This is a genomic window from Amycolatopsis sp. NPDC039088, assembly GCF_055598845.1.
Map to the genome: position 1 here is coordinate 148,731 of NZ_JBVKAE010000022.1, position 17,747 is coordinate 166,477.

At 67.8% G+C, this 17,747-nt stretch carries 14 protein-coding genes; 12 read left to right on the plus strand and 2 right to left on the minus strand.

Annotated features, from left to right (window positions below; translation table 11 throughout):
* Window positions 1–46: 46 nt before the first annotated feature.
* From ACZ7KI_RS26810 to ACZ7KI_RS26850, 9 genes are all read left to right on the plus strand, one after another.
* Window positions 47–1,150, plus strand: a complete 1,104-nt coding sequence (locus ACZ7KI_RS26810; protein WP_470275831.1) for a response regulator transcription factor — start codon at window positions 47–49, stop codon at window positions 1,148–1,150.
* A gap of 166 nt (window positions 1,151–1,316) precedes the next feature.
* Window positions 1,317–2,744, plus strand: a complete 1,428-nt coding sequence (locus ACZ7KI_RS26815; protein WP_470275832.1) for an MmgE/PrpD family protein — start codon at window positions 1,317–1,319, stop codon at window positions 2,742–2,744.
* Between the two features lie 17 nt (window positions 2,745–2,761).
* The gene (locus ACZ7KI_RS26820) at window positions 2,762–3,772 is read left to right on the plus strand and encodes an ABC transporter permease (RefSeq protein ID WP_470275833.1); all 1,011 of its coding nucleotides are present in this window, start codon (window positions 2,762–2,764) and stop codon (window positions 3,770–3,772) included.
* A gap of 14 nt (window positions 3,773–3,786) precedes the next feature.
* Window positions 3,787–4,860: a sugar ABC transporter substrate-binding protein gene (locus ACZ7KI_RS26825; protein WP_470275834.1), complete on the plus strand. Its 1,074-nt coding sequence runs from the start codon at window positions 3,787–3,789 to the stop codon at window positions 4,858–4,860.
* Window positions 4,861–4,872: 12 nt separating this feature from the next.
* Entirely contained in the window at window positions 4,873–7,053 is a 2,181-nt protein-coding gene (locus tag ACZ7KI_RS26830) for an ABC transporter permease (RefSeq protein ID WP_470275835.1), read from the plus strand.
* Window positions 7,050–8,090: an SMP-30/gluconolactonase/LRE family protein gene (locus tag ACZ7KI_RS26835; protein WP_470275836.1), complete on the plus strand. Its 1,041-nt coding sequence runs from the start codon at window positions 7,050–7,052 to the stop codon at window positions 8,088–8,090. The genes ACZ7KI_RS26830 and ACZ7KI_RS26835 overlap by 4 nt, the downstream gene beginning before the upstream one ends.
* A complete protein-coding gene (locus tag ACZ7KI_RS26840; protein WP_470275837.1) occupies window positions 8,087–9,574 on the plus strand; it encodes a sugar ABC transporter ATP-binding protein in 1,488 nt (495 codons plus the stop codon). Before ACZ7KI_RS26835 ends, ACZ7KI_RS26840 begins: the two co-directional genes overlap by 4 nt.
* A gap of 25 nt (window positions 9,575–9,599) precedes the next feature.
* The gene (locus tag ACZ7KI_RS26845) at window positions 9,600–10,649 is read left to right on the plus strand and encodes a zinc-dependent alcohol dehydrogenase family protein (protein WP_470275838.1); all 1,050 of its coding nucleotides are present in this window, start codon (window positions 9,600–9,602) and stop codon (window positions 10,647–10,649) included.
* Between the two features lie 16 nt (window positions 10,650–10,665).
* Window positions 10,666–12,081, plus strand: a complete 1,416-nt coding sequence (locus ACZ7KI_RS26850) for an aldehyde dehydrogenase (RefSeq protein ID WP_470275839.1) — start codon at window positions 10,666–10,668, stop codon at window positions 12,079–12,081.
* Window positions 12,082–12,136: 55 nt separating this feature from the next.
* On the opposite strand, the gene ACZ7KI_RS26855 is transcribed toward ACZ7KI_RS26850, so the two are convergent.
* Both ACZ7KI_RS26855 and ACZ7KI_RS26860 read right to left on the minus strand, forming a co-directional pair.
* On the minus strand, window positions 12,137–13,516 hold the full coding sequence (locus ACZ7KI_RS26855; RefSeq protein WP_470275840.1) for an MmgE/PrpD family protein: 1,380 nt from the start codon (window positions 13,514–13,516) through the stop codon (window positions 12,137–12,139).
* 12 nt (window positions 13,517–13,528) lie between these two features.
* Window positions 13,529–14,983 carry an aldehyde dehydrogenase gene (locus ACZ7KI_RS26860; RefSeq protein WP_470275841.1) on the minus strand — a complete coding sequence of 485 codons (1,455 nt, stop codon included), beginning with the start codon at window positions 14,981–14,983 and terminating at the stop codon, window positions 13,529–13,531.
* An 88-nt stretch (window positions 14,984–15,071) separates the two neighbouring features.
* On the opposite strand from ACZ7KI_RS26860, the gene ACZ7KI_RS26865 reads away from it, so the two are divergent.
* The 3 genes from ACZ7KI_RS26865 to ACZ7KI_RS26875 all read left to right on the plus strand — a co-directional run bounded on the left by ACZ7KI_RS26865 (window position 15,072) and on the right by ACZ7KI_RS26875 (window position 17,487).
* Window positions 15,072–16,247, plus strand: coding sequence for a CaiB/BaiF CoA transferase family protein (locus tag ACZ7KI_RS26865; protein ID WP_470275842.1), 1,176 nt, complete (start codon window positions 15,072–15,074; stop codon window positions 16,245–16,247).
* Window positions 16,248–16,333: 86 nt separating this feature from the next.
* Window positions 16,334–16,696 carry a hypothetical protein gene (locus tag ACZ7KI_RS26870; RefSeq protein WP_470217880.1) on the plus strand — a complete coding sequence of 121 codons (363 nt, stop codon included), beginning with the start codon at window positions 16,334–16,336 and terminating at the stop codon, window positions 16,694–16,696.
* Window positions 16,697–16,728: 32 nt separating this feature from the next.
* Window positions 16,729–17,487 (plus strand): SDR family NAD(P)-dependent oxidoreductase, encoded by a 759-nt coding sequence (locus tag ACZ7KI_RS26875; protein ID WP_470275843.1) that lies wholly within the window; start codon window positions 16,729–16,731, stop codon window positions 17,485–17,487.
* Window positions 17,488–17,747: the final 260 nt, after the last annotated feature.

Consider the following 17,747-nt stretch of genomic DNA (forward strand, 5'->3'; position numbering starts at 1 on the left):
GAGCGCAATTTATATTGTGTATTTTCCGCTTGTTGTGGAGTGAGCAATGACGCTCGAACGTCTTCGCAGGTCGCCCGGCGGTGCTGTACTCGACGGTGGCCTCGGTGTCCGGCTCGAACAGCTGGCCGCCGAGGTCGGCGCCGTGCTCGACCGGGAGTTCACCCCGCCGCGCGGTCCGGCGGGCAACGCGGCGAACGCGCTGCGGTCGCTGTCGGCCATGTGGGACGCCGTCCTTGCGGAGACGATGCACTCGGCTGAGGCGGAGGTATCGCCGGAGCGTCGGCGGCGCCTGACCGAGCTGCTCGCCCGCATCCGTTCGGCGGAATCAGCCGTCACGGACTTCCGGCTCGCTGCCGGAGCCGGTCTGCTCGACCGGGTGCGCGCCGCGCTGGCCGAGGTCCGCGACGTCACCGGTGTCGAAGAGCTGCTCGCCCGCGCCCCCGAGGCCTGCTGCAGTCTCGGCTTCGACCGCGCTCTGGTGTCGCGTGTGGAGGATTCGGTCTGGAAGCTGCACACCATGTGCATCATCCGTGATCCGCGGATGGCCGAAGAGATGGTCGCGGCAGGGCAGGCGAATCCGCCCCGGCTCGACGGCACCCTCGTCGAGACCGACGTTGTCTCGCAGGCAAAGCCGGGGCTGGTGTACGACGTTCAGAACAATCCCCGCGTCGCGCGGAACCTGGTCCGGATCTCCGGCTGTAGCTCCTATGGGATCGCGCCGCTGACCGTCCAGGGGCAGGTGGTCGGTCTGGTCCACGGCGACTGTTATCACCAGCGCCGCGACGTCGACGCGACCGACCGCGCGATGCTCAATCTCTTCGCCGAGGGGCTCAGTCAGGTCCTCGCGCGGGTGACCATCCTGGATGGACTGTCCACAGTGGCCGCCGGAATCGAGCGGCTCGTCGCGCCGGGCGGTCGTCCACCTGTGCGGGCGTCTGAGGTCGTGGGGGAGGACTTCGGGCTCACTCAGCGCGAGGTCGAGATCGTCCGGTTGCTCGCGGCGGGTGCGTCGAATCAGCAGATCTCCGGGCGGCTCTTCATCTCCGAGGGGACTGTGAAATCCCACGTCACCCATATTCTGCGCAAGCTCGGCGCCGCCAACCGGGCCGAGGCGGTCTCCCGCTGGCTTCGCCGGACGAGCGCCAATTGAGCGGCGGCACATCGTATGTAGTGCGCGAACCATTGTCCAGTCGAATCCGAGAAATCGGCCGCCGGTAGGAAAGGAACTCCGACCGGCGACAGATGTGGCCTGGCCCGGTCGACGGCCACACTGACTCCCGCAACGTGGCACAGATCACCGAGGGAGCGCGCAGAAGATGCCGACGATCATCGAGCAACTCGCGGAATTCGCGGCAGATACCGAAATCCGGAACTTGCCGGACGAGGTGGTGAGCGAGTCCCAGCGCATCCTGCTCGACTCGCTCGGCTGCGCTGTCGCCTCGCTCGACGACGAAGGCGCTCAACGCGGCGTCGGCTACGGCAGGTACCTCGGTGGTACCGAGGGGCCCGCGTCGATCTTGGGCACGGGGACCACGACCTCGGTGCCTGGTGCGGCCTTCGCCAACGCGGAGCTGATCAACGCCCTCGATCAGGACGCCGTCCTGCCGCCCGGCCACGTGACGCCGTACGTCTTGCCCGGAGCCCTGGCGACGGCGGAATCCTTGCAGGGCAGCGGGGAGAAGCTCCTGACCGCGATCGCGGTCGCGCACGAGATGTCCTTCCGCATCGGCAAGGCGACCGACTACCTGCGCGACATCAAGGACGATGTCGTCACCATCCCCGACGTCATCGGCTACAGCAGCACGCTGTTCGGCGCGGCTGCCGCGATCGGTGTGGTCAAGGGATTCTCCCGCGAGACCCTGGCCGACGCGCTCGGGATCATGGGGTCCACGGTCCCCACGAACACCCAGCGGGCGTGGATGATGCACGCACCGTCGACGACGATCAAGTACCAGCTCGCCGGCGGGATGGCGCTGTCGGCGGTCACCGCGGCGAACCTCGCCGAACTCGGGCACACCGGCGACCGGGAGATGCTCGACGACCGTGACTACGGCTTCCCGCGTTTCATCGGGACCTCCCGGTGGGAACCGGCGCCGATCACCGCCGGACTGGGTACGGACTGGACTTTCACCCCGTTCCAGTCCTTCAAGCCGTATCCGCATTGCCGTGTGATGCACGCGCTGTTCGACGCGCTCACCGAGATCGTCGAGACCCACGACATCCGCCCGGACGAGATCGACGCCATCGACGCGTGGGGCGAAAGCTTTGTGCTGCAGCCGGTGTGGGTCAACGAGGACATCCGCAATCCGCGTGACGCCCAGTTCGGCATGACGCACGGTTTGGCGATGGCCGCGCACCGGATCCCGCCGGGCAAGGACTGGCAGACACCGGAAGCCGTGCTCGACCCGTCCGTGCTCGAACTGACGAAGAAAGCCACCTTCCGGGAACATCCGGACTACACCGCTGCCCTGCGCGGCGACCCGGCGGCGCGGCGATCCCGCGTCGAGGTGCAAGCCCGCGGCAACACTTTCACCGGTGAACGCGCCTATCCGAAGGGCAGTCCGTCGCCCGACCCGGCGACGTTCATGACCGACGGCGAACTGATCGCCAAGTTCCGGCACAACGTCGAGGACGTCCTGACCGACGCCGACGCGGACGCCGTCATCGAAGCCGTCTTCGACCTGCGGAACGTCGCGGACGTCACCGAGTTCACAAAACGGCTCCGCCCGGTCCTTCCCTCCTGACCGAATAAGGGTTTTCCATGACTACTGTGGCAACGAAGCCACGCGGGTCGCTTCGCGCGCGCCTGGGTGGCTACGACCAGACCTATCCGGTCCTCGCGATCACCGTCCTGCTGGCGCTGGCCGGCGGCCTGACCACGGCGAACTTCCTGAGCACCGGGAACTTCGCGAGTATCCTGAACCTGTCGGCGGCGTTCGGCATCCTCGCCATCGGCCAGGCGATCGTGATCCTCGGCAAGGGACTCGATCTGTCCGTGGCGGGCATCGGTCTCGGCTGTGCCCAGGCGACGCTGGCGTTCATCGACCGGGGCATGCCCGAATGGCAGGCGATCGCCCTGATGACCGCGCTGGCGTTGGCGATCGGCCTGGTCAACGGAATCCTCGTCGCTCTTTTCGAGGTGCCCGCGCTGTTCGTGACGCTCGCGACCGGCATGCTCGCCATCGGCGGAATCGACATCCTGTTCCTCACCGAGAACGTCTACGGTGTGCCGCCCGCGTCGTTCCTGGCCGAGCTCAGCGGCGGCTCGGTCCTCGGTGTGCCCCGCCCGGTGCTGATCGCCGGTGCGGTCTTCGTGATCGCGTGGTTGTTCGTCGCCTACACCTCGCCGGGGCGACTGATCCGCGCGATGGGGGACAACTTCGCGACGGCACGGTCGACCGGCGCCCCGGTCCGGCCGCTGCAGATCCTCACCTACGTGCTTTCCGCGTTGCTGGCCGCGCTCGCCGGCTATGTCACGGTGTCCCTTCAGGGGAGCGTGCAGACCACGGTCACGTCCTTTGCCCCGATCCTGTTCACCGCGTTGACGGTGGTCGTGATCGGCGGGGTGTCGCTGTCCGGTGGCCGCGGAACCATCCTCGGCGTCCTCGCGGGCGCTCTCTTCGTCGGTGTGCTCAACAACCTGTTGGTACTGCACGGGTTGAGCACCGCGGTGCAGGACCTGATCCGGGGCGGCGTCCTCGCCGCCGCGATCGCGTTCGACGCGTGGCTGCATCCGCGCAACGACGAAACCGAGAAATCCGGCGAACTGTGAACAGGAACGGAACCATGAAACTCACCAAGAAGATCGTCGCCCTCGCGCTGGCCGCGGTGACGGCCACCGCCGTCGCGAGCTGCTCCGTCGACAGCGGTTCGTCGGAAGCCAAGTCCGGCAACGAAAACCAGGCCTTCGGGGCCACTGTGGAACTGATGCCCGCCCGGCAGAAGGCACTCGACACGATGAAGGGCAAGAAGATCGCCTTCGTGCCGATTCTCTTCAAGGGCTACCAGCTCACGGAGAACTGGGGCACGACGATGCAGCGCACCTTCGACAAGGTCGGCGCCGAGTTCAAGGTGTACGACTCGAACTTCAGCAGCGACCGGATGATCAGCACCATCAACGACCTGATCGCCCGCAAGGCCGCTGATGTGCTGGTGCTGCAGAACCAGGATTTGGGCCTGCTCGACAACGCCATCGACCGCGCGCAGAAGGCCGGTATCTACACGGTGGTGCTCAACATGATGTCCGCCCGGCTCGGCGACGCCTTCGTCGGTGTCGACGTCTACGGCGCGGCACAGTCGATCGCCAAACGTGCGATGTCCGATTGCGACGGCCGCAACGCGCCCAAGACGATCTCGATCATCGACGGCCCCGGCAACGACCCGGCGTCGATCCTGTGGAACCAGGGGATCAAGGACGTCGTGGAACCGGCGGGCTACAAGGTCCTCGTCGCCCACTCGCAGTTCCAGAACGCCCAGGCGCAGGCGGCCGCCGAATCGGTGCTCCAGCAGCAACAGGGCAAGCTCTGCGGCTTCATGGTCACCTTCGACCTCAACTCGATCACCGTCGGGCAGACGGTCAAGGCCGCCGAATCGCGCGGCCAGGTGCAGCCCGGCTCGGTCGGCGTCTACACCCTTGACGCCGACAGCAACTGGTGTGCCGCCCTGAAGCAGGGCCTGGTGACCGCCTCGGCCGCCTACGACGTCCAGGGCATCGGCGCGGCAGGCGCGGTCGCCGCGCAGAACCTGATCATGAACGGCGCGCAGCCCGGCAGCACGCACTCGGTCGCGTACGTGTCGGACACGATCGTCGACAAGACCAACATCGACAAGACCACCATCGCCTGCTACGAGAGCCAGTAGGGACGAGCACCGATGACGACTTCGTCTCGCGGGTTCTCCCCGCTGCGGCGCGGGCTCGACGCCTTCGGCATGACCGGCGGACGGCCCACTGAAAGGATCGCGCGGTTCCGCACGATCTCCGATCTGTTCGAGAAACGGTGGATGGAAGGCGCCGTCCCGCTGGTACTGGCGCTCGCACTGTGCCTGTACGTCCTGATGACCACGAACGTCGGCGCCGACAACGCGCCGCTGGTGCTGGACGAAATGGCCGAGTTCGGCCTGTTGGCGATCGGCTTGACGGTCGTCCTGGTCGGCGGCGGCATCGACCTGTCGGTCGGCTCCATGGTCGGGGTCTGCGCGCTCGGCGCGCTGGTCGCCGACCGGGTGTGGCTGTGGCCGACGGCCGTGGTCGTCCCGGCGGCGATCGTGACCGGCGCCCTCCTCGGGGCGGTCAACGGGTTCTTCATCGCAATCCTGCGGATGCGCCCGTTCATCACCACCCTGGTCACGCTCATCGCCTTCGGCGGCGCCGCGTCGGTCCTGCAGAACGCGAACAGCACCCGGATCGGGATCGCCAAGGACTCCCTGGCGTGGGACTTCCTGAGCAACGGCCGGATCATCGGTGTCCCAGCCGCCTGGTTCCTCTTCGCGGTGGTGCTGCTCGTCGTGCATCTCGCGCTGACCCGGTCCCGCTGGGGCTGGTGGGTCACCGCGACCGGCTCGGACCGGCGTTCGGCACGGCGCAACGGCATCCCGGTCACCGCGGTGACGTTCTGGACCTACGTGCTCTCCGGCGCGCTGGCGGGCACGGCAGCGATCCTGACCTCCGCGCGGCTGGCCCGGACCGACCCGAACGTGGGACACGGGTGGGAGATCATCGTGCTCACTGCCGTCGTCCTCGGCGGGGTGAGCATCCAGGGTGGCCGCGGTTCGGTGCTGCGGGCGACCGTCGGGGTCGCGGTGGTGGCGATCATCCAGCAGGCGACCGTCTCCGACGGCGCCCAGGGTTCCTTCTACACCGTCGTGCTCGCGGCCGTGCTCGCCGTGTTCACCATCCTGGACCTGAAATGGGGCAAGTACCGGCAGCGCGCGGTCGAGAAGCTGAAGATCGACCCCGCCCGGCTCTCGCTCGGTCCGCTTCTCGACGTCACCGAACCGGGCACCGTCTGGTCCCCGAACCGGCGGCTGACCGACGCGCCGCCGGTCGGACTCGGGAAGATCCGCGGCGCGGAGGACTGCGCCGTCGACGCCGAGGGCAACGTGTACTGCGGTGACCAGCGTGGCTGGGTGTGGCGCTTCCGCGGGCTGGAGGACACCGAGGGCGAGGTCTTCTCCCGCACCGGTGGCTTCCCCTGCGGACACGTCTGGGACGCCGAGGGCAGGCTCGTCGTCGCGGTCGGCGGCATGGGGATCTACCGCATCGGTCAGGACGGCGAACCGGAACTGGTCGCCAACCAGGTCAAACGCAGCCCGCTGTCGCTGATCGACGATTCGGGCCTGCGCGCGATCGACGACCTCGACATCGCGCCCGACGGGTCGATCTACGCCTCGGACTTCTCCACTCGGACCAACACCGCGGACTTCCTGCTCGAACTGGTCGAGTTCCGGCCCAACGGGCGGATCGTGCGGGTGAAACCGGACGGGACCACCGAGGTGGTCGTGTCGAACTACGTGTTCCCCAACGGGGTCTGCACCTCTCACGACGGCGAGTCGATCCTCATCGCCAGCACCGGCCTGTGCCGCGTCGACCGGCTGTGGATCTCCGGGCCCAAGGAAGGACAGTTCGAACCGGTGCTGGAGAACCTGCCCGGCTACCCGGACAACATCAACCGCTCCTCGGACGGCAACTACTGGATGCCGTTGTGCGCCATGCGGACTCAGATGTCGGACCTGCTCGGCCGGTACCCGTCGGTCCGACGGCGGATGACCCGAGAGGTGTCCGTCGACAACTGGGTGGTGCCACAGCTGAACGTGTCGTGCGCGATCAAGTTCAGCGACAGCGGGGAGATCCTCGCGGTGCTGTGGGACGAGACGATGGAGAACTACCCGATGGTCACCGCGGTCAAGGAACGCGACGGATACCTGTACCTCTGCGGGGTCAGCAACAACCGGATCGGGCGGCTGCCGCTGGACCCGGCCGAGATCGGCGACATCGATCCTTCTGCCGTACCCGGTACGGCGGGCGCGCGCCAGGTCTCGGAGGTGGCCCGATGAGTCTTTCCACGCTCAAGGAACTGATCAATCCGAACTGGGCACGGCGCCGGGGTGTGCCGCCGATGGACACCGGGCTGCGGCCGAATCTCCGGCTCGACGAAGCGGCCGAGCTGCTGCCGTCCGGTGCTTTCGAGCCGGACGACGTCGTGATCACCGGCGCCGGTGAGGTGGTGTTCAGCAGTGGAAACCTGGTTCTCGCTCTGCGCGGGGGCGACGTGGTGCGCGTCGCCGAGCTGGGCGGCCGTGTCGCGGCTCTCGCGGTCCGCGACAACGAGGTCCTCGCCGCGGTGGACGGCGTGGGGATCGTCTCAGCCGGCACTGCGGAGGAGGTGTGCACCGCCGCACCGGTCGAATCCTGCGTGACCGATCTGACCGTGGCACCGGACGGTTCGCTGCTCGTCACCGTCGGATCGACGGCGGAGCGGGACTGGGCTCGTGCGCTGGTCACGGGAGACCGGTCCGGGGCGATCGTGCGGATTGACGGCCAGCGCGCCGAGGTGGTGGCCGAAGGTTTGGCCTGGCCGTCGGGGATCGAGGCGTCGGGCGAAGAAGTGCTGGTGTCGCTCAGTCTCGAGCACCGTGTCGAGGTACGGACGCCGGACGCCCTCGGCAAGCCTGGCCGGGAGTTGATCGCGAACCTGCCCGTCTATCCCGGCCGGATCTCCGGACGGTGGTTCGCCGCGCCGTACATCCGCAACCGGGTCACCGAGATGCTCCTCGACGAGCCCGAAGTACTCGCCGAGATGACCGGGACGATCAGTCCGGCGGAGTGGTTCGTGCCCCGTCTGCGCGGCGGGAGCCCGTTCACGGAAACCATGCAGATGGGCCAGCTGCGCGTACTCGGCGTGGTGAAGAGCTGGGCGCCCGCCCGATCCTGCGGCCTCGTGTTCCGGGTGGACGGCGCGGGCCGGGTGGCCGAAAGCGCCCACGCCCGCGTCGACAGCGCGCGACACGGCGTCACCGGCGTGGCCGTGCGCGACGGCCGCGTGCTCGCGGCGGCGCGTGGCTTCGGCAATCTTCTGGAGGTGCGAGCGTGACACCCGTGATCCGGCTGACCGACGTCAGCAAGCGTTATGGCGGGACCTACGCCCTCGACGGCGTCGACTTCGACGTGGAGCCGGGAGAGATCCACGCACTGCTGGGGGAGAACGGCGCCGGCAAGTCCACGATGGTCAAGATCATCTCCGGCGCGGTCGCGCACGACTCCGGCACGCTGGAGATCGAGGGAAGCAAGCGGTCCTTCACCACCCCGCGCGACTCGGTCGAGGCCGGGGTGGCGATGGTCTACCAAGAGGGCTCGCTCGTCGAGTCGATGACGGTGGCGCAGAACCTGTTCATGGGCGACGAGAAGGTGTTCAACAACCTCGGGCGTCTCAACGTCGTCGCCCGTGAACTGCTGGAGTCGCACAACTTCCACATCCGGCCCGACGTCCCCGCCGGGGCGCTCGGCATCGGCCAGAAGCAGATGGTCGAGATCGCGCGGGCGGTGCACCGGAACGCGAAACTGGTCATCCTCGACGAGCCGACGTCCTCGGTCACGCCCGAGGAACGGCTCCAGCTGTTCCTGTCCATGCAGCGGCTGAAGCGCCGCGGGATCGGCGTCATCTTCATCACGCACATGCTCGACGAGGCGTTCGAGCAGGCGGACCGCATCACGGTGCTGCGGGACGGCGTCGCACAGGGAACCTTGTCGCGTCCCGAATTCACCCGGGAACGCGTGGTCAAGATGATGGTCGGCCGCACCGTCGAGATGGGGCGCGTGGCGCCCGGCCGCGCGCCGGAACCCGTCCCGGCGCTGCAGGTGGAGGACGTCACGCTGTTGCCCGTGGTGCGCAACATGGCGTTCTCGGCGTACGCGGGCGAGATCGTCGGCATCTACGGGCTGGTCGGCGCCGGCCGCAGCGAGACCGCGATGATCGTCAGCGGTGTCATGAAACGGCGACGGCTGCGCGGCGGAACGGTACGGCTGAACGGGAAACCGGTCCGCTTCCGCACACCTCGCCACGCCCGCAAGGCCGGGATCGTGTACATCACCGAAGACCGCAAGGCTTCGGGGTTCTTCAGCCATCTCACGATCGCGGACAACATCTACCTCGGGCACCTGTGCAGCGCGCCGCGCCTGCCGTTCTTCTACCGCCCTGGTGACCGCAGGTCGGTCGCGAAACGGTTCGTCGAACGTTTCCAGGTGCGCACCCTGCAACCTGGCGAGGCGACCGTCGAAGAACTGAGCGGTGGCAACCAGCAGAAGGTCGTGCTGGCCAAGGGGCTGACCCGCAAACCGCTCGTCGCGATCATCGACGAACCCACGCGTGGCGTGGACCTCGGCACCATTCCCGAGATCCACGCGATGATCCGCGCACTCGCCGACGACGGCGTCGCGGTCGTGGTCATCTCGTCCTATCTCCCGGAGATCCAGGCGATGTCCGACCGCGTGCTCGTGGCGCGGGCGGGCAGCATCGCCGCCGAGTTCTCCCCGGAGGAAGCGGACGAGGAGAGCCTGATCTTCGCCGCCGTGCACTGACCCCTTCTAGCGCAAGGAAAAGAACATGCGTGGAGTTGTTTTCAAGGGCGACCGGGTCGTCGAGATCCAGGATTTCGACGACCCCGCTCCAGGCCGCGACGAAGCGGTGCTGGAGATCAAGGCGTCCGGGATGTGCGGCAGCGACCTGCACTTCTACCGGGCCCCGGCCGGACAGGCACTCGCCGCGTTCGGCCTGACCGGCGACGACGCCGGGATCATCGGCGGACACGAACCCTGCGGTGTGGTCGCCGCCGTGGGCGCGGACGTCGATCCCCGCGCGGTCCGCGTGGGCGACCGGATGATGGTCCACCACTACGACGGCTGCGGGTTCTGCGACCAGTGCCGCACCGGCTGGCCGCAACTGTGCGAACGCGGGAACGTCATCTACGGCGCGACCGCGCACGGCGGGCACGCCGACTTCCTCAAAGTGCCCGCCCGCACCCTCGTCCCGCTGCCGGACGAACTGAGTTTCGCCGCCGGGGCGGCGATCTCCTGCGGGACCGGCACGGCCTTCGGCGCGCTGACCCGGTTGCGCGTCGGTGCCGGCGACTCGATCGCCGTGTTCGGCCAAGGCCCGGTCGGCCAGTCCGCGGTGCAGCTCGCCGCCGCGATGGGCGCCAGGGTGATCGCGGTCGACATCGAGCGCGCACGGGTCGAGCGGGCGACGGACTTCGGGGCCGCGGAGACCGTCGACTCGAGCGCCACCGATCCCATCGAAGCCATCCGGGACCTCACCGGTGGCAAGGGCGTGACGAAGGCCCTCGACTGCTCCGGAGCCCCGCCCGCACGAGCCGCCGCGGTGAAGTCGGCGGCCAAGTGGGGCACGGTCGCCTTCGTCGGCGAGGGCTCGAACGTCACCCTCGACGTCAGCCCGGATCTGATCCGCAAACAGCTGACCGTGCTCGGCTCGTACACGTTCTCCGTGGTCGGGCAGGCCGACTGCGCCCGGTTCATCGCGGCGCACGACGTCGAGGTCGACCGCGTCTTCACCGACCGCTGGCGGCTCGACGACGCGGTCAAGGCCTACGAGGCCTTCGACCGGCAGACCGGCGGCAAAGCCGTCATCGAGTTCTGAAATCCCTGGAGTCCCCATGACGAACCATTTCATCGACGGCAGTCTCACCCCCGCGCACTCCGCTGATCGCATCCCGGTCACGAACCCGGCGACCGAAGAGACTTTCGCGTCCATTGTGGACGGCGATGCGACCGACGTCGACGCCGCTGTCGGAGCGGCGACGGCGGCGGGGGAGCAGTGGGCTGCCCGGACGCCCGCCGAACGCGCCGGGTATCTCCGCGCGATCGGGGACGCCTTCGAAGCCCGGTCCGAGGAGATCTCGGAACTGGTCACCCGCCAGAACGGCACACCGATCAGCATCACCCGCGCGATGCAGAGCCAGGTCCCCATCACCTATCGGTATTTCGCTTCGCTGGCGGAGAAACTGGAGACGGAGAGCCACGTCGAGACCGCGAGCGGAGACGCCGTCGTCCGCCGGGAACCCGTCGGCGTGGTCGGCGCGATCACTCCCTGGAACGGCCCGCAGCCGCTGATCGCGTGGAAACTCGGCCCCGCGCTGGCCGCGGGATGCACCGCGGTGATCAAACCCGCGCCGGAGACCTCGCTGGACGCGTTCGTGTTCGCCGAGATCCTGACCGCCGCGGGGATCCCGGACGGCGTCGTCAACATCGTCACCGGCGGGCGTGAAACCGGCGCCGCCCTGGTCGCGCATCCCGGTGTGCACAAGGTCGCGTTCACGGGCTCGACGGTCGCGGGCAAGGCGATCGCGGTCGAATGCGCGAAGCAGCTGAAGCACGTCACCCTCGAACTCGGCGGCAAGTCCGCCGGGATCCTGCTCGACGATGTCGACCTCGACGCCTTCCGGCCGCTGGTGATGTCGGCGTGCGCGCCGAACACCGGGCAGACGTGCCGGGCGCTGACCAGGGTGCTCGCACCCGCGTCACGGTACGAGGAGATCATCGAGATGCTGTGCGCGACGATGAGCGCCATTCCGCAGGGGGATCCGACGGACCCCGGGAACTTCTTCGGACCGCTGGTGAACGCCACCCAGCGCGAGCGCGTCGAGTCCTATATCGCACTCGGCCGTTCCGAAGGCGCCGAGCTCGTCCTCGGTGGTGGGCGACCCGAGGGACTCGACCGCGGCTACTACGTCGAGCCGACGATCTTCCGCGGCGTCACGAACGACATGCGGATCGCGCGTGAGGAGATCTTCGGGCCGGTGCTGGTGGTGATGCCCTACGAGAGCGTCGACGAGGCCGTCGCCATCGCGAATGACTCGGACTACGGACTGGGCGGCGGGGTGTTCTCGCCGGATCTCGACCGGGCGACGGAGGTGGCCCGCCGGATCGTGAGCGGCAGCATCGGTGTGAACACCTCGACACTGCCCATCGAGACGCCGTTCGGCGGGGTGAAGCAGAGCGGGATCGGTCGCGAACTGGGTCCGCAGAGTGTGGACGCCTACCTGGAGTACAAGACGATCTTCCGCGCCTAGCGTTTAGTCCTCTGGTTGCGATTCGTTCCATCGCAACCAGAGGACTAAACGCGTTTCAGGCCCTCAGCAAGGCGGCGAACTCGCCGACCGGTTGGTCGGGGTCCAGCGTCCGGATCGCCTTCAGCAGCGTTTCGCTCCGCTCGGTGCCCATAGTGGACACGGTCACGTCGCGGAACTTCGCGTCCAGATCCTCTTGCGACATCGGGTTCTCCGCCGTACCGGCGGGATTGTCGACGAACACGTGCTCGGTGGCGCCGTCCCGGTAGGTGACGGTGATGTCGCCGACCCAACGGCCCGGATACGCCCGGTCCAGCTCCGGCTTGACCTCGATCTTGACCCGACGGGCCATCGTGGCGATGTCGCTGTCCTCACCGAGGTCGAGGCGTCCAGCCAGGTAGTCGTGATGAGTCGTGAAGCCGTTGCCGTAGCCCAGAACCGACAACGCGAACTGGAACGGCAGGCTGTACTGCAGATGCTCGATGATCTTCGGCGCGTAGGCGTTCGCGTTCTGGTTACCGATGATGATGTCGCCACCGGTCTGGATGCCCAGCAGCACCGAGTCGATTTCCGAGGCGTGTGAGGCGATCTGGCGAGCGCCGTCGATGTAGGCGTGGTTGATCCCGCAGCAGCAGTACGGCTTGATCCACACCCGCGTGATCTCGAAGGGCTGGTCCAGGTCGAAGGCGGCGGTGTCGGGAACCGAGCGTCCGGCGAAAGTCTGGAAGAAGCCTTTGCGGCCGCTGAGGAAGGTCGTCGGGCCGGTGATGCCGGCCGCGGCCAGCTCCGCGGCATGGATGCCGTTGCGGGTCCCGATACCGGAGTGCGCGCGTTTGATCGATCCCCCGGACGACGTGTACTCCGTCGTGCCCGAGGCGTGGCTCAGCGCGATCGAGAGCGCGTGCACCGTGGTCTCGACGTCGAACCCGCGCAGTTTGGCCGTCACCGCGGCGGCACCGAAGTTCGACAGCAGTCCGTGCGGGTGGAAGCCTCGCTCCAGCAGTTCGGGGGCGGCGAGGTTTCCGATCCGGGTGTAGACCTCGTACCCGGCGACGACGGCGGTGACCACCTCGCCCAGAGTGGCGCCCAGTTCTTCACCGACGGCGAGCGCCGCGGAGACGACGCAACTCCCGGGATGGGACGAACTCGCGCGGTGCGCGTCGTCGTACTCGAAGCCGTGCCCGAACGTCGCGTTGACGAAGGCGGCGTCGGCGGCGCCCATCGCGTCCCCGGTCGCGGTGACATGCGCGGTGCCCGGCACGTGCGCGGCGCGGGTGACGTCGAGGATCGCCTGGCTCCACGGGAGAGCCGCACTGCCGACCTGCAGCCCGAGCTGGTCCTGCAGGAGGCGCCGGGCACCGGCGAGCGCGTCCGCCGGGATCCGGTCGTAAGTGAGTCCGGTGACGAGCCGCGCCACCGCGGTTTCGAGGTTTCCCATGCTTGCCGCCTTTCAGTGGGGGAGGCCGTAGGACTTCAGCTCGACGTACGCGTCGAACCCTTCGAGGCCCGCCTCACGGCCGATGCCGCTGTTCTTGAAACCGCCGATGGGCGCGGTGAAGCCCACCGGATTGCCGTTGACCTCCACGGTCCCGGTCCGGATCCGCCGCGCGACCGACAGCGCGCGTTCGGGGTCGGCGGCGAACACCGAGCCGTTGAGGCCGTACTCCGAGTTGTTGGCGATGGCGACCGCTTCGGCCTCTGTGTCGAAGGTGTGCACGGTGAGCACCGGGCCGAAGATCTCGTCCTGCGCGATCTTCGCGTCGGGGTCGACGTCGGCGAAGACCGTCGGCGCGACGTACCAGCCACGGCCCTCGGGACGATCGCCGCTCACGAGGACGGACGCGCCCGACGCCTTGCCCTCGGCGATGTAACCCTCGACGCGGGTTCGCTGGGCCGCGCTCACCATCGGGCCCACCTCGGTGGCCGGGTCGAGCGGCTCGCCCACGGGCATCGAGGAGATGAGGTCGACGAGCCGGTCGTGCAGTTCGTCCCGCCGCGACCGGGCTACCACGATCCGCGTCTTGTTGCTGCACACCTGGCCGCTGTTGCGCAGCGAAACCGCGCGGACGGCGCCGATCGCGGCGTCGAGATCGGCATCCTCGAGCAGGACGGCGGCCGACTTGCCGCCCAGTTCGAGCGTCACGCGCCGCAAGTCCTGCCCGCACAGTGCGGCGATCCGGCGACCCGCCGTCGTGGACCCGGTGAAGGACACCTTGTCCACGCCGCGATGGCGCACGAGATGTTCACTGACTTCCCGCTGTGCCGGCACGATGTTCACCACGCCCCCAGGCAGTCCCGCCCGCTCCAGGAGGTGACCGAGCAGGTACGCGTCGAGCGGTGTCTCCGGCGACGGTTTGACGACCATGGTGCAGCCGGCGAGCAGGGCCGGGGCGAGTTTGATCATGGTGATCAGCAGCGGCGCGTTCCACGGGACGATCGCCGCGACGACGCCGACGGGCTCGCGGGTGACGAGGGCGTGCCCGGTGGCGGACCGCCGGGTGTCCGACCAGGGGTACGTGGGAGCCAGGTCGAGGAAGGAATCCAGCAGCAGGCGCGGGCCCATCGCCTGCATCTTGGTCGACAGCGTTATCGGGCAGCCCATTTCGGTACTCACCAGGTGAGCAGCCTCTGTCTCATGGGCGGCGAGTTCCGCACTGAGCTTGCGGAGAACGGCGATGCGCTCGTCGAGCGGCAGCCGGGGCCAAGGACCGTTGTCGAACGCTTCGCGCGCCGCGGCCACGGCGGCGTCGACGTCCGCTTCGACGGCTTCCGGTACGCGCGCCACCGTCTGCTCGGTAGCGGGGGAGACCACCTCGATGATCCGGTCGGACACGGGCGTCACCCACTGGCCGCCGATGAACAACTTGTCGTACTGGCCTTGCCAGAGTTCGGTCGGCGTACTCATCGCGTTCGGCTCCTTTGTCGTTCGCTGCCTTGACCGACCCTACCGTAGATTATATAAAATATGTAGAATTCTCCGGAAGGCAGGAAGCATGCAGCACAAGCCGCTCGACGGCATCCGGATCCTCGAAATCGGCGGCTACATCGCGCTTCCGTTCGGGACCTCGATGCTCTGCGCGCTCGGCGCCGAGGTGGTCAAGGTGGAACGCCCCGGCTCCGGCGAGGACTTCCGCCGCCACCAGAACGACCGCAGCTCATATTTCCGTCAGTACAACACCGGCAAACGCAGTCTGGCGGTCGATCTCAAATCGGCCGACGGCGTCGCCGTGGTGAAAGCGCTCGTTCCGCGTTTCGACGTCGTGCTCGAGAACCTCCGGCCCGGCAAGGTCGCCGCGATGGGCCTGGGGCCCGACGACTGCCGGGCCCTGCGTCCGGACGTCATCTACGGCTCCGTCACGGGTTTCGGCACCTCCGGGCCGCTGGCGAACCGGCCGGCCTACGACACGATCGGCCACGCGTTCGGCGGCCTCTATTCGTTGTTCAGCGACGGCGACCATCCGCAACTCGCCGGCGGTCTGAGCGCGGATCTGGTCACCGGGCTCAGCACGGCGACCGGTGTGCTGGCCGCGCTGGTGGGCAGGCTGAAGACCGGACAGCCGCAGCGGATGGAGACCTCCATCATGGAGGCGGTGAGCGTCCTCATCACTGACGGCGTGACCCAGGCCTTCGAGCTCGGCCACGATCCCAGCCGTACGAGCCGTCACCCGCAGGCGCAGAACTTCTGTGTGCCGACGTCGACCGGTGAGTATCTGGCCGTGCACCTGTCGTCGTCGCAGAAGTTCTGGACCTCGCTGTGCCGGGCGATGGACCGGTTGGATCTCACGGAGGATCCGCGCTTCGCCGAGTACCGGGCCCGCGAGGCGAACTACTTCGAGCTGGTGCCCATCGTCGAAGCGGAGTTCGCGGCCAAGCCGAAGAAGCACTGGGAACAGGTCCTCACCGACCACGACGTCCCGTTCGCCCCGGTGCTGTCGATGAACGGCTACCTCGACCACGAACAGGTCAGGCATCTCGATCTCGTGGAACGCCAGGCCGACGGTCTCGCGCTTCTCCGTCCACCCTGGACGTTCGACGGCGAACGCCCGGACCGCCCCGGTCGCGCGCCGAAGGTCGGTGCCGACACCCGCGCGGTGGCCGGTGAAGTGCTCACCGCGGAAGAGATCGAAGAATTGATCACGGCCGGAGTGCTGTACGCGGACGAGTCCTGAGTGTCCAGATTCTTGGACAGTGAGGCCCTCGTCGGCTCCCTATCGTCGGAGCAGATCCCCGTAACCCCAGGAAAGTGAGGACGACGATGTCCGAAGCCACCAAGGAAGAACTCGCACAGGGCTGGCTCAAGGCCCTGACCGATGTCGATCACTTCTACGAGATCTGCGCACCGGATTGCCGGGTGTGGCACAGCGCCGACGACAAGTGGATGTCGCTCAAGGCGGCCATCGACGCGGTGCACGACCGCGGCGGTCTACCGGAATTCATCAACTCCCGCGTGACCTTGACCGAGAAGGGTTTCTTCGCCCAGACCTCGGGTGTGCTCAAGCCGCAGGGGGAGGACGGGCCCGAGGTCAAGGTCCACCTCATCCAGATCGCGACCGTCGAGGGCGGCAAGGTCGTCCAGGCCGAGGAGTACATCGGTCCCGAGACGGACCTCGCGGTCTGAAGTCCCGCCCGGTAAGGCAGAAGGAGCACGACATGTCCGGAATCGCGGGCAGATCCGTCATCGTCACCGGTGGGGCCAGTGGCATCGGCGAGGCCGCCGTACGGCTTTTCGCGGAGAACGGCGCCAAGGTCACCATCGCCGACCGCACGGAGGACGCGGGGGAAGCCCTGGCGAAGGAATTGAAGGGCCAGGGACACGAGGTCCAGTTCGTCGCGACGGACGTGACCGACGAGGACCAGGTGAAGGCGATGGTCGACGCCGCCGTGTCCGCCTACGGCAGGCTCGACGGCGCGTTCAACAACGCGGGTGTCCCGAACACGGGCAAACTGCTCGCCGACATCGACCGTGCCGATTTCGACCGGATCTTCGCCATCAACGTCACCGGGCCGTTCCTGTGCATGAAGCACGAGATTCCGGCGATGCTCGAAACCGGCGGGGGTTCGATCGTCAACACCGCTTCCGTCGGTGCGTTCGTCTACATCCCCAAGGCGGCGGAGTACACCGCGTCGAAGCACGCGCTGATGGGGCTCACCAAGGCGGCCGCGGCCGAATACGGTGAGCGGGGAATCCGAGTCAACGCGATCGGTCCTTCGACGTCCATGACGCCGATGTACCTGGAGTACATCAAGCTCAATCCGGACTACGTGAAGACGGTCGAGGCGACGCACGCGCTGCGCCGCGGCAGTGAGCCGGTCGAGCAGGCGCAGGCCGCGATGTGGTTGCTCTCGGACGCGGCGTCCTACGTCACCGGCGTGACGCTCGCGGTGGACGGCGGCTACACGCTCTACTGAGTGAAATGGCTCGTGAGTGGCGATTCGGGCTCTGCAGCCAACGGTCACTGGCGCCCTTCCAGATCCGTGAAGGACTCCTTGAGGGACCCAGAGTCCCTCAAGGAGTCCTTCACGGACACCCGGTCCCGACTTGCTCGCTGTAGGCACCTAAAGCACTGTCGGCTCTTAGAGCCTGTCTGTGATCCCGATGGTGGGTATGGGTCGGGCCTCTGCTAGTGATCTAGACACCACATCATGATCACGACCAGCAGAGGCCCGAT

Coding starts and splice junctions, on each gene's coding strand:
- ACZ7KI_RS26870 (WP_470217880.1), top strand. CDS start 16,334: ATGTCCGAAGCCACCAAGGAAGAACTCGCACAGGGCTGGCTCAAGGCC.
- ACZ7KI_RS26865 (WP_470275842.1), top strand. CDS start 15,072: ATGCAGCACAAGCCGCTCGACGGCATCCGGATCCTCGAAATCGGCGGC.
- ACZ7KI_RS26835 (WP_470275836.1), top strand. CDS start 7,050: ATGAGTCTTTCCACGCTCAAGGAACTGATCAATCCGAACTGGGCACGG.
- ACZ7KI_RS26860 (WP_470275841.1), bottom strand. CDS start 14,983: ATGAGTACGCCGACCGAACTCTGGCAAGGCCAGTACGACAAGTTGTTC.
- ACZ7KI_RS26830 (WP_470275835.1), top strand. CDS start 4,873: ATGACGACTTCGTCTCGCGGGTTCTCCCCGCTGCGGCGCGGGCTCGAC.
- ACZ7KI_RS26825 (WP_470275834.1), top strand. CDS start 3,787: ATGAAACTCACCAAGAAGATCGTCGCCCTCGCGCTGGCCGCGGTGACG.
- ACZ7KI_RS26875 (WP_470275843.1), top strand. CDS start 16,729: ATGTCCGGAATCGCGGGCAGATCCGTCATCGTCACCGGTGGGGCCAGT.
- ACZ7KI_RS26810 (WP_470275831.1), top strand. CDS start 47: ATGACGCTCGAACGTCTTCGCAGGTCGCCCGGCGGTGCTGTACTCGAC.
- ACZ7KI_RS26820 (WP_470275833.1), top strand. CDS start 2,762: ATGACTACTGTGGCAACGAAGCCACGCGGGTCGCTTCGCGCGCGCCTG.
- ACZ7KI_RS26845 (WP_470275838.1), top strand. CDS start 9,600: ATGCGTGGAGTTGTTTTCAAGGGCGACCGGGTCGTCGAGATCCAGGAT.
- ACZ7KI_RS26850 (WP_470275839.1), top strand. CDS start 10,666: ATGACGAACCATTTCATCGACGGCAGTCTCACCCCCGCGCACTCCGCT.
- ACZ7KI_RS26855 (WP_470275840.1), bottom strand. CDS start 13,516: ATGGGAAACCTCGAAACCGCGGTGGCGCGGCTCGTCACCGGACTCACT.
- ACZ7KI_RS26815 (WP_470275832.1), top strand. CDS start 1,317: ATGCCGACGATCATCGAGCAACTCGCGGAATTCGCGGCAGATACCGAA.